13 protein-coding genes and 1 other annotated feature are annotated in these 12,673 nt (G+C 48.7%); of the genes, 1 reads left to right on the forward strand and 12 read right to left on the reverse strand.

Going from position 1 to position 12,673, the window contains the following annotated elements; translation table 11 throughout:
- Positions 1-9: 9 nt before the first annotated feature.
- From der to L6H98_RS22840, 12 genes are all read right to left on the reverse strand, one after another.
- Positions 10-1,332: a ribosome biogenesis GTPase Der gene (gene der, locus L6H98_RS22785; protein WP_236419829.1), complete on the reverse strand. Its 1,323-nt coding sequence runs from the start codon at positions 1,330-1,332 to the stop codon at positions 10-12.
- Between the two features lie 286 nt (positions 1,333-1,618).
- Positions 1,619-2,833 carry a 30S ribosomal protein S1 gene (rpsA, locus tag L6H98_RS22790; RefSeq protein WP_236419831.1) on the reverse strand — a complete coding sequence of 405 codons (1,215 nt, stop codon included), beginning with the start codon at positions 2,831-2,833 and terminating at the stop codon, positions 1,619-1,621.
- A 142-nt stretch (positions 2,834-2,975) separates the two neighbouring features.
- Entirely contained in the window at positions 2,976-3,563 is a 588-nt protein-coding gene (locus L6H98_RS22795; protein WP_236419833.1) for a lysophospholipid acyltransferase family protein, read from the reverse strand.
- Positions 3,560-4,264, reverse strand: coding sequence for a (d)CMP kinase (gene cmk / locus L6H98_RS22800; protein ID WP_236419835.1), 705 nt, complete (start codon positions 4,262-4,264; stop codon positions 3,560-3,562). Before cmk ends, L6H98_RS22795 begins: the two co-directional genes overlap by 4 nt.
- A gap of 212 nt (positions 4,265-4,476) precedes the next feature.
- The gene (locus tag L6H98_RS22805) at positions 4,477-4,701 is read right to left on the reverse strand and encodes a hypothetical protein (protein ID WP_236419837.1); all 225 of its coding nucleotides are present in this window, start codon (positions 4,699-4,701) and stop codon (positions 4,477-4,479) included.
- A 76-nt stretch (positions 4,702-4,777) separates the two neighbouring features.
- Positions 4,778-5,431, reverse strand: a complete 654-nt coding sequence (locus tag L6H98_RS22810) for a flagellar brake domain-containing protein (protein ID WP_236419838.1) — start codon at positions 5,429-5,431, stop codon at positions 4,778-4,780.
- Positions 5,432-5,555: 124 nt separating this feature from the next.
- Positions 5,556-6,905 (reverse strand): germination protein YpeB, encoded by a 1,350-nt coding sequence (ypeB, locus tag L6H98_RS22815; protein ID WP_236419840.1) that lies wholly within the window; start codon positions 6,903-6,905, stop codon positions 5,556-5,558.
- Between the two features lie 346 nt (positions 6,906-7,251).
- Positions 7,252-7,944, reverse strand: a complete 693-nt coding sequence (gene prsW / locus L6H98_RS22820) for a glutamic-type intramembrane protease PrsW (RefSeq protein WP_236419842.1) — start codon at positions 7,942-7,944, stop codon at positions 7,252-7,254.
- A 42-nt stretch (positions 7,945-7,986) separates the two neighbouring features.
- A complete protein-coding gene (locus tag L6H98_RS22825) occupies positions 7,987-8,601 on the reverse strand; it encodes a genetic competence negative regulator (RefSeq protein ID WP_236419844.1) in 615 nt (204 codons plus the stop codon).
- A 185-nt stretch (positions 8,602-8,786) separates the two neighbouring features.
- Complete coding sequence (locus L6H98_RS22830; RefSeq protein WP_236419846.1) at positions 8,787-9,137, reverse strand: hypothetical protein; 351 nt, start codon at positions 9,135-9,137, stop codon at positions 8,787-8,789.
- Between the two features lie 86 nt (positions 9,138-9,223).
- Positions 9,224-9,688, reverse strand: coding sequence for a hypothetical protein (locus L6H98_RS22835; protein ID WP_236419848.1), 465 nt, complete (start codon positions 9,686-9,688; stop codon positions 9,224-9,226).
- The gene (locus L6H98_RS22840) at positions 9,685-10,278 is read right to left on the reverse strand and encodes a type II CAAX endopeptidase family protein (protein ID WP_236419850.1); all 594 of its coding nucleotides are present in this window, start codon (positions 10,276-10,278) and stop codon (positions 9,685-9,687) included. Before L6H98_RS22840 ends, L6H98_RS22835 begins: the two co-directional genes overlap by 4 nt.
- 326 nt (positions 10,279-10,604) lie before the next feature.
- Positions 10,605-10,836 (forward strand) — a binding site (T-box leader).
- 207 nt (positions 10,837-11,043) lie between these two features.
- On the opposite strand from L6H98_RS22840, the gene serA reads away from it, so the two are divergent.
- Positions 11,044-12,639, forward strand: a complete 1,596-nt coding sequence (gene serA, locus L6H98_RS22845) for a phosphoglycerate dehydrogenase (RefSeq protein WP_236419852.1) — start codon at positions 11,044-11,046, stop codon at positions 12,637-12,639.
- The last annotated feature ends 34 nt before the right edge of the window (positions 12,640-12,673 follow it).

Genomic DNA, 12,673 nt, shown 5'->3' on the forward strand with positions numbered 1-12,673 from the left:
ACTTCTCCCCTAACTTTCGTCGGACTTCCTCCGAGTAAATATGCGGATTGGCGTGCCTTCAAAGTCGAACGCACCGCGGATTTTGTTTTCGAGGTAGCGCTCATACGAGAAGTGCATCAATTCCGGATCGTTCACGAAAATAACCATGGTCGGCGGTTTGACGGCAACCTGCGTCACATAGTTGATTCTCATGCGGCGTCCTTTGTCCGTAGGCGGCGGATTGATGGCAACTGCATCGGATACGACGTCGTTAAGCAGATGCGTTTGTACACGCATAGCGTGCTGTTGCGCTACATGCTGCACAACCGGCAGCAATTTTTGTAAGCGTTGTTTTGTTTTGGCTGACAAAAATACCACGGGAGCATACGTCATGAAGAGGAAATGATCCCGAATCTTTTTCTCGAATTCATGCATGGTTTTATCGGTTTTGTCCACGACATCCCATTTGTTGACAACGAAGAGGGAAGCCTTACCAGCTTCGAATGCATAACCGGCTATATGCTTGTCTTGCTCGATGATGCCTTCCTCGCCGTTGATGACCACAAGAACGACATCCGCACGCTCAATGGCGCGCATGGCGCGCATCACGCTGTATTTTTCCGTGGTCTCGTACACTTTGCCGCGTTTGCGCATACCTGCCGTATCGATCAACACATAGCGCTGCCCATCTTTTTCAAAAGGAGTATCGATGGCATCGCGTGTCGTGCCGGCAACGTCACTGACAATGACCCGTTCTTCACCCAGGATGGCATTAACAAGCGAAGATTTCCCAACGTTCGGACGTCCGATCAAGGCTACGCGAATGACGTCGTCGTCGTATTGATCGTCCTCCAGTTCGGGCAAATTCTCCACGATGGCATCCAGCAAATCGCCAATACCTGTACCGTGGCTGCCGGATACTCCGATAGGGTCGCCGAAACCGAATGAATAAAATTCATAAATCAGCTCGCTTCGCCCGATATTATCTACTTTGTTGACGGCTACAACGATGGGTTTGCCCGAGCGGTACAGCATTTGCGCAACTTCCTCATCGGCTTGGGTCACGCCGGTTTTCGCATCACACATGAATACGATAACATCCGCTTCTTCAATGGCGAGCTCTGCCTGCATCCGGATGGACTTAATAATAACGTCCTCGCCATCAATTTCGATACCACCTGTATCGATAATGCTGAATGGTTTGCCGTTCCATTCCCCGATGCCGTAAATACGGTCACGGGTAATTCCCGGCTTGTCTTCCACAATGGCCAACCTGTCGCCGATGATCCGATTAAAAATCGTGGATTTGCCCACGTTCGGCCGACCGACAATCGCCACAACGGGTCTTGCCATACATTCCACTCCTCTTGTCCATACTTCGATACCCATCATAGCAAAAAACACATGTCTTGGCTAACTTTTCATCACATTGTATCTGAAGGAAAAATGCCTCGGCTAATGGTTTTTCAGTAAGGGAATCCACGGTTATCGGAAGTCCCCTCGCCTTCCATGATGCGAATTTCAGTACGTTGTTTTTTTTATATAACGACAATCGGCGAACCCTAGCGGGCTCGCCGATCTTGCTTTATTGTTCAGCAAAATATGCAGTATAAACTAAGAACCATGCATTGATTAAAGCTTATTTGAATTTGCTGAGTTTGTCGCCGAACAGTTCGCCAAGCGTAGTGCTCATGCCTTGATTGCTCAAGGAAACGTTCGGGTTGTTGATTTCTTCACGCGGTGCGCTGTTTTTCGCAGGTCTTTCTGCTTTTGGCGCTGGAGCAGGAGCTTCTTCCGTTTCTTTGATGCTCAGGCTTACACGTTGTTCGGCAGGGTTCATTTCCAAAATTTTGACTTGAACTTCCTGACCTTCTTTCAGCACTTCATGCGGTGTGCCGATGTGTTTGTGGGAGATTTGCGAAATATGCACAAGTCCTTCAACACCTGGAGCAATCTCAACGAAAGCACCGAAATCAACCAAACGTTTAACCACACCAGTTACGATGTCGCTAGCGTTGAATTTGTCGCCGGCAGTTTCCCAAGGTCCTGGTTGCGCCGCTTTGATGCTCAAGCTGATTTTGCCTTTTTCCGGATCAACCTTCAGCACTTTTACGGTCACTTTGTCGCCTTCGGAAAGAACGTCGGATGGTTTGTCCACATGAGTCCAAGCCAGCTCGGAAACGTGAACCAGACCGTCTACGCCGCCAACGTCAACAAATGCACCAAATTGAGTCAGGCGCTGCACAGTACCTTCGATGACTTGGCCTTCTTGCAGGCTTGCCATAACTTGTGCTTTGTTAGCTTCGAATTCAGCTTCAAGCACATCCTTTTGGGACAGGATCACTTTGTTGTTTTCGCGGTCAAGTTCTTTGACTTTAACGCGCAGCGTGCGTCCTTTGTAATCGCTGAAATCTTCAACGAAGTGACGCTCAACCATGGAAGCCGGGATGAAACCGCGAACGCCCACGTCAGCAACCAGTCCGCCTTTAACGACGTCAGCCACAACAATTTCGAATACATCCTGATCTTCAAAGTGCTTCTGCAGTTGATCCCAAGCATTTTCGCTGTCGATCGCGCGTTTGGACAGTACGAGCTTTTCTTTCTCGTCGTCGATGCTAAGAACTTTAGCTTCAACTTCTTGTCCTACTTCAACGGCTTCGGATGCGCTGCCCACATGCAAGGAAGACAATTCGCGGATTGGAATGATACCGTCATATTTATATCCAATGCTCACATAAGCTTGGTTATCTTCCAATTTGACGATGGTTCCTTTAACCGTATCTCCTTTTTTCAAGGAAACGAATTGATCCAACTCATCTTGGGTTGCTTCTTGATTCTTGATTTCTTCCGACATGTCAAATACCCTCCTCAATTCAAAAACCCCATTATATTCAAACCTGCCTTGGCAGAGTTCAAAACACTTTCAGCACTGAACGTTCAGGCTTAGCTTCCCTCAGCCCCCTGAAATCATGCATTCAGTCGTTCCAAGCAGACCTTTATTGGCTCGGTTTGCCTGTCCGCACCATCTCGTTGATTTTGGACATGATTTTCTCGGTCGCCCTTTCCAGCGCATCGCCGGCTTGGTCGTCCTTGAATTCTTCCAAATCGACAGGTGCTCCATACACAACTTTCATTTTACGAAATAATTTATAATTGCCAATAATAGCAGCCGGAATGACCGTTGCGCCACTCCGGAGAGCAAAACTTGCCGCTCCCTTTTTTCCGATCCCGCCGTCATTGTGACGACTGCCCGAAGGAAAAATTCCCAACACTTCCCCATCGCGCAAAATATTCAGCGACGTTTTGATGGACTCTTTGCTAACGCCCCCGCGCTTGACGGGAAAAGCGCCAACCGCCCGAATGACTTTACCTAAGACCGGGATGTCAAACAGCTCGCTTTTGGCCATAAAACGCACTTGACGATGGATCATGATCCCTACGGTCGGCGGATCGAAATTGCTGATATGGTTGGAGCATAATAATACGCCGCCTTCGCGGGGAATGTTTTCCCGTCCGACTGCTTCCAGCCGAAACATGATGGCGTACAGGATCCGCAGAACCGTTTTTGCAAAGGTGTAAATCATAGACCTACCTCTCCTCTGGCCATTGTGCAATAAGCAACAATTTTGTCAACCACTTCACGGATGCTCATTTCGGTTGTATCCAGAACTATGGCGTCCTCGGCACAACGAAGCGGCGAAATTTCCCGCTCTGCATCCAGTTTGTCACGGGTGGCAATATCTTGTTCCAGTTGCTGCAATGTCAATCCATCTGAAGGGTCCAGCTCCTTGAAGCGCCGAAGAGCTCGCTCCTGTACGCTTGCGGTCATGAAAATCTTCACTTCTGCATCCGGCAGCACCGTTGTTCCGATATCGCGTCCATCCATCACGACGCCCTTGCGCAAAGCCATTTGCCGCTGGGTATCCACGAGTTGTGCACGCAGCCCCTCGATTTGCGCATATCGGGACACGATTCCCGTTACTTCACGAGAGCGGATTTCCATCGTTACATCTTCCCCATTACAGAACACTTTCTGTCCGGAGGGGTCCGGTTGTAAATCAATGCTCAGCTCGCGGGCTTCCCGAAGTACCTCCGGCACGTTGTCCGGCATGATGTCATGCCGCAGCATGTGCAGAGTTACCGCACGGTACATTGCGCCGGTATCGACGTAAACATACGCTAGCGTTTCTGCGACCAAGCGGGCTACGGTGCTTTTACCGGCACCAGCAGGTCCGTCAATCGCAACGTTCATCTTCCCGTTCTCTGATGTGTTCTGGCTTGCCAACGGGGCATTCCTCCTCAAACGATAAGCTTCAAAAAACGCCAAAATAATGCATTTTGCTGAAGCCGGACCGCGATTAGCGGCAGTTTATCTTGCAATATCAGCAAGCATAAGCGCTCGGGCTTGTTTCTTGTCTGATATTTAAAAAACACAGGCATTGCCTGCATCGTGAAAATTATACCACACTATGCACATGGATGCAAAAACAGGCAAGTTCAATGGCCTTGAACCTCGGCTGGATCCTGCATGCGGACGGGCGTGCCTTCCATACGGCCGATCGGGTTCAGGTACTTATTCAACCAAGGCACCTGCATCAGCAATTGATACGCGACGAGAAGTACCACAAGTATGCCGATCAGTTTAAGAGCCCCTTTTTCCATTCGGTCCGACAGTTCGCAATACAGCCTTACACGGCGATGAGATGTATGGTCTCGTTCCAAGGCTAATCCCCCGTTTTTCTTTTACGTTGCCCGGCGGAACTCCTTTTTATTCCAACGCGCGAAACACGCAGAAGCTTTATTTGGTTCGATACTCAAGCTGCCGCTCAAAGCAAAATTTAATGATTTTCTGCCGTTCGGAATCCGTGATCTGGGTGAATTTGAGCATGTGCAGCAGCCTCCCGCTTTCCAGCGTTTTGATCCGAACCACCTCGGCTTCGAACGGGACGTGTTCGATCGTGGAATTGCGATAAGGGATGAGCAGCCAGCAATTCAGCTTCTGTCCTTCCGAAATGGAGAACCCGGATTCGCCAAAAATGGATAGACCGCCCCCGCCAATGTCATCAGTAAGGGCCACCGCCCGGTTCAAATCCTCTGCCTGGATGGCGATTTCAAGGCTGGCGCGAACACGCAAGAAGCTGCGACGCTGGATTTTGGTAATATCGTCCGCTTGCGGCTTGCGAATTCTTACCAATCGGACGACGTCTTCCTCAAAGCCGGTTACGTAAGTATTGAAAAAATGCCGCACGCCTTCTTCATTCATGTAATAAATCGACAACTCTTCACCAAAATAGAGCCTTTTCAGTCGGCTGCTACCCTGCTGCATCGGGACCTCGATCAAAAAACTGTTCTGGTCTTCGTCGGCGATGCGGGATTTGAATTCCTTGCCGGCTTCTTTCTCGTCTGCAGACGCAATCTGAATATATAGAACTTCATTGATTTTGGGATACAAGCTGTCACCGCCACCTTAGCCTTATAATCTTCGTATGTACGAAAGTATTATACCATGATGCTTCTCACATTGGACAACAAAAAAACAGGCCCGAAAAGGCCTGTCATTTTGTCTTATGCTCAATTCAACGCGTTGCAGCGTTAATAGGTTTGATTTGTTCGATTGCTTCTTCAACACCGTTATCGGCATTTAAGTAAATGCGGTACTTGGAGCCATTGATCCGGCCGCCGTATTCGTAGCACAATACTTCCTTGCCGTCATCGTTTTTGATCAACGCTTTGCGGGCGTAATTGACCTTGAAATCCGGATTCAGCTTTTCGCGCGTCTGTTTTGCGGTCATGCTGGCTTTGGGAATCTGGCGCTTGTCATTGTGCTCATACACGAAATCGCTAGCCTGGAAACCGGTCACATCACCGTTGTCGAGACCTACGCGAACGGCCATCTTCTCAGGATAGATCAACGTGTCCCCGTCCTGGCGCACAAATGTCAAATTTCCCATGTTTCCGAATTCGTCATAGTTCACGGCCTTCATATTTTTGTATCCTTTATTGGTGAGGAAGCGCTCTGCCTTCGCCACGGCCTCCTGGCGTGAAATCTTTTTCGTTCCCACCGGACGGGTGTCATTATATGAAATCAGCAGGCCGCCATTACGGGTGAAGTCCATAGTTACCCTTTTGTCTTTGGCGTGTTCGACCGTGGCGGTGTAAGATTCCCATTCCGTCCCTTTGCCGTTTTCTTGAACTTGAACCTTGCTGGCGTCCGCGTCGGCAAACTTGGCAGCCTTTTCTTTGATTTGTTCTTTGGTCATGGGCGGACCACTCAGTTTTTTTACCGTGCGTTTGGAATAGATGCTGGCCACCGATGGTCCCCAATCCAGTTCAGGGTACTCACCAACTTTTTTGTCAACGGTACGGAAGCCATCCACGATGGTGTTGTCCATCGCTTTTTCCTCCGTGGCCATGGCGGTTTCAGCGTCCATCCAGCGCAACCGGTTTGAGATGACTTTTTGTTGAACGTCTTGCAAATTTTTTGTGATCTCGGATGAATTTTCATACAATCGTTTCAAATTCCCGATTTCTTTCTCCGACAGCGGCTCTTTCGATAAGTCCCTCATGGATGTCTTGTAGGCAAAATTCGAAATGCGGGACAGAAAGTCTTCGGTTTGATTGAACGGCAGCATGGTCAAAGGAAGCTGGTTGATCTCATTCTGCGCTTCGCTCGTAAGCCTCCATACGTTCATCAAGCCTTTGCGATGCATTCCATGCGAGGTCGAATGAACCGCTAACGTATTGCCGATCTCGGAATGCAGCTTGTCCATATGAAAAGACAGATCGTGAAAAGCACGCTGATACTGGTTTTCCGCTTTGATCAGTATCGCGTTTTTTTCCTGATTCTCTTGGTAGCCCCACACCAGGGCACCGATCAACAGGATCGCGCATACCGGGAACATGACTGAGCTTAGACGTTTATACATCGGTATAGTCTCCTTTCTTCTGGACCACTGTCTATATTGTGGATCGAAGAAAGGGCTCTTATGCATCGAATTCCAGTACTAGGCCAGAGAACTGTCACCAACCTCTTCAATTTCGAATTGATCGCGGTTGTCGCAGAGGCATTGCTTGAATCCCGTCTCGATTTTCCCCCGCTCCCTCTTGCCCCTTAACGTGAATCGCTCTCCGCACCGTTGGCATCTGATTTTGATTTTGATCCTCATGACTTTTGACTCTCCGTTTCCACTCTTTAAAACTCCCGGGCATTAAAAAACACACCGAGGCTCCGTAACGCGTTAAGCGTTCCATGCCACCAGTGTGTCCAAATATTCACAATTTAACCTCTTCCTCCCGCTTCAAATAACGGAAAGGTGAGCGGTTGTTTGCCCGCGTAATCTTGCCAATGGCCCCGTACCACAACCCTGCCATCAACGGTGCAATGAACCATAACCAATTGTTCACCATCGTGTTCATGATGACGTCGTACAGCGAATGCCAAAAGAACGGAAGGATCAGGGATAGCGCAAGAAACCAGCGTTTCCTGTCTGGCGTGAACTTGGCCCTGCCCAGGTAATACCCCATAATGACCGCGAACATCGCATGCCCCGATACCGGCAGCAATGCTCTAAGGAACATGACGGATACGGAGGCGTTGCCCGCAAAAGCGTATAACACGTTCTCTACCGTAGCAAACCCAAGCGAAACTGCCACGGAGTACAAAATGCCGTCATAAGGCTCGTCGAATTCGGTATGGTTATAAATAATGTGGTAAATCACAAACCATTTGACGAATTCTTCGACCCCGCCTGAAATGACGATAGCTTCGAGGTAAGGGTTTTCGCCGAGCCACATCATCATGCCTCGCTGGATAATCATGACGGGCAGTACCATCAGGACCCCCATGATGAACACGCGCAGCACCATATGAAGCGGCTCGGAATCATAACGATCTTTCAAATAAAAATATGTTAACAAGGCGAGACCCGGAGCTACTGCTGCCGCTAAAACCGAAAACAAAAGCACCGAAATTCCCTCCCCTGACTAAGACGCGTATACAACTGGAACTTAATCCTGACGTTTAAAATGCGTGCAGATCACTTCAACGGCCTGCTCAGGCATGACCACTTTTCCGTATTCTTCCATCACTGCCGGAGTAACGGAAGAGCCTTCGCCGAATTCGGCGAGCAGCGCGATCAATGCCGCATGTTTATTCGAATCAACTTCGTCTGGTTCAAAATGCAGGAACCAGCGATCCTTATAAGAGTATAGTCTTCCTGCATTCGTAACATGCTCACGAAGCATATGAGCCGCTTCGATCAGTACCTCGAAATCTTTGAACGCATACACGATGGAATCGCTCTGCTCCAGAGTAACTTCCATTTCGTATACTTCCTCAGGCAGATCATCTTCATGACCTGAGCCATATTGCTGCGGATCGTATTTCCCACGGGTCACAATGACAACCATGCCTTGAGCGGGAAGTGCAAACACTTCAACGGCAAGCGGACCTGTAGCATCGAATCCAAGCTCGGAATAGGCCTGATCCATCATCTCGGTGAACAGTTCATGAACCTTGGGTATTTCCTGCCACATATCTTCTTTTTGTATTCCGCGCTCGCTCAGATCGTCAAAGGTCAGGAAAATCCGTATCTTATCGTGACTTAAACGTTCTATTTTCATACAGGATCTCCCCTTTATAAGCAAGTCTTATAACAGATTATGAAGCACCAAACAATATGTGCTGAAAATAAATCTATGTAGACATGTTATCATTTTATGCCTTCAATTGCACGAAGTAAAATCGACAAAAAAAGAATCAATCCACAAAAATAAAGCTGTGGTTGATTCCCAATCCGAATTTACGATTATAATCCGGGAATTGTCGTGTTGGTTTGGCTCAAGATCTGCTCTACTTCACGTTTGACATCCGGATTTGTTCGTATGAAATCCATGAGCATGCCCATGTTCTCTTCTTTTTCTTTCGGAGATACGGTTCTGGCGGCTTTTTTCGCCGAATTCCGATCAGAGTCGTGGTGCCCGTTCTGTTTGGCACTGAACCCATCCATGCCGGGAAACGTCATTTCCATCATTTTGTGCTTGGCCTGATCCATCATGCGGGAAGAACCGGAGGAAAACATCGGGATTTTGCCCTTGGCCAGCCAGGAACTAGCCACAGCTCCAATGACCACTCCAAATAAAAAGGATGACGCCTTCATCAAACCAACCTCCTCATTTTGTAAAAGCAAGAGTATTGTTTGCGTGAAGACGCCAACTCATTCTGCATAAAAACAGGAAAATGCCATTATGAAGGCCACCAAGGCAAGAACGTGCTTGGCGCAGGTGCCCCCTTAATCCCCCACCATACCAAGCTGATGGTCAACATCACAAAGATAAAAATGAGCGAGTTGACAAAACGTTTGCTGAAACGTAAACGTCTGGACGGATGCAACTGGGTACGCGTCGGCAGCTCTTCAGCGACAACCGTCGACTCCTCATCCCCGTTCGCTTGTTTTGTTTTTTTGGAACGAGCAGGAATTCGACTTGGAAGCACAGGGCTTTCCAAAGAAGAGGCAAGCGCCTTGCGCTTTGATCTCGGCACGGATATGGAAGTCAATTGCACTTGGCCTGCTTCCTCAGCGATCACGGCTGTTTCGACGACAGAGACCACCTCGTGAGGCTCGAGCAAGCGATCTTGCGACTTGCTTTTCTCCGATTGGCGAGTACGCTGACTGCCATATGTCTTTATTCTGCTTAACTGCTGATTCATGATCCCCTCCGAAAACGTATGGCTAGACCGGACACCAGATCAATGACAAAATGACACAAGATCGGTGCCCACAGGGTTCCGGATTGTATGTAGATGTATCCCAACCCATAGCTCGAAACAAATACCCATCCCGTTGGAATCCAATGGCGTAAATAGCGAATGTGGATCACTGCAAAAACGATGCTGGTCCAATAAGGCCCGATCGCATGCTGGATTGCACCACGAAACAACAATTCTTCACATATCGCGACGATGGCCGCGATGCATATGATGTGCCACACCGGGCGATGTTTGAAAAGCATCTCATTGATTCCGCCGTCGTCCATGCTTTCCTGTGGAATGACATAGGAAAGCACAAGATCCATCACAAGCATCACGCCGGCCAAACCAAGCCCCCACCAGACAAAATGGATTTGTTCAGGCAAAGCCAGCACTTCCAGCAAGTTTCTTTTTTGCAACAAAACCCAGATGACCCCGATAACCAATGTCAAACCTTGCGTAAAATACAGATTCACCAAGAGCAAACGTTCGGTGAGCTGCTGCGGCTGCACTTTTTGAAACTTGAATTTGCGAAACTTCGGCTTTTTCATCCTGGATGCATGTCCTTTTGATTTCATATTTGTCGTAACAAACCATGTTTGCCCAACTGGATAGTATACTAAATGATATCCAAAAAAACAATTCGATTCAAGACCTGCCTCAAGTCCCGGTTTTTCGGGATTTTCGGCCAAAAAGAACGATGGGTCATCCATTTTCACTTCCCCAAAAAAACAAACCCTTATTTAATTGTTCGAATAATGTCTTATCATGGTTTCTAATCCTTGTTACATCGACAATATCCGCATCTCCATGAAAATGTTCAAGCCTATTGACATGCTCATGTCAGCCATGATACATTATGAAAAAATTAGTCAAGCCAAACACGATGATGGAAAAAAGACATTGCATTGTACATTCAGAGAGCCGATGGTTGGTGCAAATCGGTGGCAGGCAAATGTTCTTGAGCGCTCCTGAGTTGCTGCGTTGAAATTGGAGTAGGTGCAGCCGGTTAAGACCCGTTAACCTCTTCGGTCTATATGACCGCTAAGACTGTCGTTGCGAAGCGACGGTGAATTAGGGTGGTACCACGAATAACTCTCGTCCCTTATTGCGCAAGCAGTATGTGGATTGGGAGTTTTTTTGATTTCGCATGAAGAATAGCAGGTATGGTCACCATCCTATTTTCTATACCCGCCTTCTCTACTGCGACACCGCGTTGTCGAGCGGAAGAATCCATCCGGTTTTAAGGAAAAGACCTTTTTGATAGGGACTGGACCTTGACGATCATAGATAACCATTTCAAGGAGGAAGAAACCATGTACAAAGTGTTAGTATCAGACCCGATCAGCGATCTGGGAATTCAGCAGCTGGTGGAAGCAAATGATGTGGTAGTTGAGAAAAAGACCGGGCTTAGCGAAGACGAGCTGGTTGCCATCATTGGCGAATATGACGCTCTCCTCGTTCGCAGCCAGACGCGTGTAACGGAACGCATCATGGAAGCAGGCTCGAATCTCAAGGTGATCGGACGTGCCGGCGTTGGCGTCGACAATATCGACCTTCAAGCCGCAACTCAACGCGGAATCATCGTGATTAATGCACCTGACGGCAATACCATCACAACCTGTGAACACACATTCGCAATGATGATGGCTTTGGCACGCCATATCCCGCAGGCCTATGCCAAAACGATACAAGGTACATGGGATCGCAAAACCTTCCTTGGCGTCGAATTGCGCAACAAAACGCTCGGCGTGCTGGGAATGGGAAGAATCGGCAGCGAGGTGGCCAAACGCGCCAAAGCGTTCGGCATGGATATTCTTGCTTATGATCCGTTCCTGACTGAAGAACGCGCGGAGAAGCTTCAAGTCAAGCTGGCAAGCGTGGATGACATTATCCGCAATGCGGATTTCATGACGGTTCATACGCCGTTGACGCCGGAAACCCGCCACATGATTTCCAGACCACAATTTGAAGTCATGAAAAAAGGAATGCGCGTGATCAACTGTGCCCGTGGCGGAGTCATTGATGAAATGGCGCTGGTTGAAGCGATCGATCAAGGCATCGTAGCCGGTGCGGCATTCGACGTCTTTGAAGTGGAACCGCCAGCTGCAGACCACCCGTTTCTGAACCATCCAAACATCATCGTGACACCGCATTTGGGAGCTTCGACCGTTGAGGCCCAAGAAAACGTAGCGATTGACGTTTCGGAGCAGGTTTTGCATATTTTGCGCAACGAGCCGTTTAAAAATGCGGTAAACATGCCAGCCGTGGCTCCATCCGTCATGAACAAATTGCAGCCATACTTCAAACTTGGCGAGACCCTTGGCAGCTTCGCCGCTCAAATCACGCAGCAAGCCGTTCAGGAAATTCGCGTCGAATATGCCGGCGATTTGGCAGAGGTGGACATCTCTCCTCTAACTCGCTACATTGTCAAAGGCGTGCTTGCAAGACATCTCGGACCGGAGGCCAACATCGTCAATTCCATGCATTTGGCTAAAACGCGCGATCTTAACGTCGTCGTAAGCCAAACGTCGAAAACCAAAGGTTTCACAAACCTGATCACGGTAACGCTCGTAACGACCCAGGATGCACAAGAGCGGCGCGTGGCAGGCACCTTGCTCGCAGGCTACGGCGAACGCATTGTCCGTTTGGACAAATTCCCGGTAGATATCGCTCCGGAAAGCCATCAAATCCTTATTTCGCATAACGATAAGCCTGGGATTATCGGACGTGTCGGCACACTGCTTGGTCAAAATGATGTGAATATCGCCTCCATGCAGGTTGGACGCCAAATCATCGGCGGCGAGGCCATCATGATTCTGACGGTCGACAAGGAAGTGCCGAAAGAGGTGCTCGTCCAGCTGACTGCACTGCCGGAATTGAATACGGCGGTAGAGATTGTGTTGGAGTAGTCATTCATATTGTATTTTTAGGAAAAGAGTCGAC

The sequence above is a fragment of the Paenibacillus sp. JJ-223 genome (assembly GCF_927798175.1).
Taxonomy (GTDB): Bacteria; Bacillota; Bacilli; order Paenibacillales; family Paenibacillaceae; genus Paenibacillus; species Paenibacillus hubeiensis.

What these genes read in the sequence shown, in the direction of transcription:
- der (WP_236419829.1), bottom strand. Translation starts at nt 1,332, where the DNA reads ATGGCAAGACCCGTTGTGGCGATTGTCGGTCGGCCGAACGTGGGCAAA.
- rpsA (WP_236419831.1), bottom strand. Translation starts at nt 2,833, where the DNA reads ATGTCGGAAGAAATCAAGAATCAAGAAGCAACCCAAGATGAGTTGGAT.
- L6H98_RS22795 (WP_236419833.1), bottom strand. Translation starts at nt 3,563, where the DNA reads ATGATTTACACCTTTGCAAAAACGGTTCTGCGGATCCTGTACGCCATC.
- ypeB (WP_236419840.1), bottom strand. Translation starts at nt 6,905, where the DNA reads ATGTATAAACGTCTAAGCTCAGTCATGTTCCCGGTATGCGCGATCCTG.
- L6H98_RS22825 (WP_236419844.1), bottom strand. Translation starts at nt 8,601, where the DNA reads ATGAAAATAGAACGTTTAAGTCACGATAAGATACGGATTTTCCTGACC.
- L6H98_RS22830 (WP_236419846.1), bottom strand. Translation starts at nt 9,137, where the DNA reads ATGAAGGCGTCATCCTTTTTATTTGGAGTGGTCATTGGAGCTGTGGCT.
- L6H98_RS22835 (WP_236419848.1), bottom strand. Translation starts at nt 9,688, where the DNA reads ATGAATCAGCAGTTAAGCAGAATAAAGACATATGGCAGTCAGCGTACT.
- L6H98_RS22840 (WP_236419850.1), bottom strand. Translation starts at nt 10,278, where the DNA reads ATGAAAAAGCCGAAGTTTCGCAAATTCAAGTTTCAAAAAGTGCAGCCG.
- serA (WP_236419852.1), top strand. Translation starts at nt 11,044, where the DNA reads ATGTACAAAGTGTTAGTATCAGACCCGATCAGCGATCTGGGAATTCAG.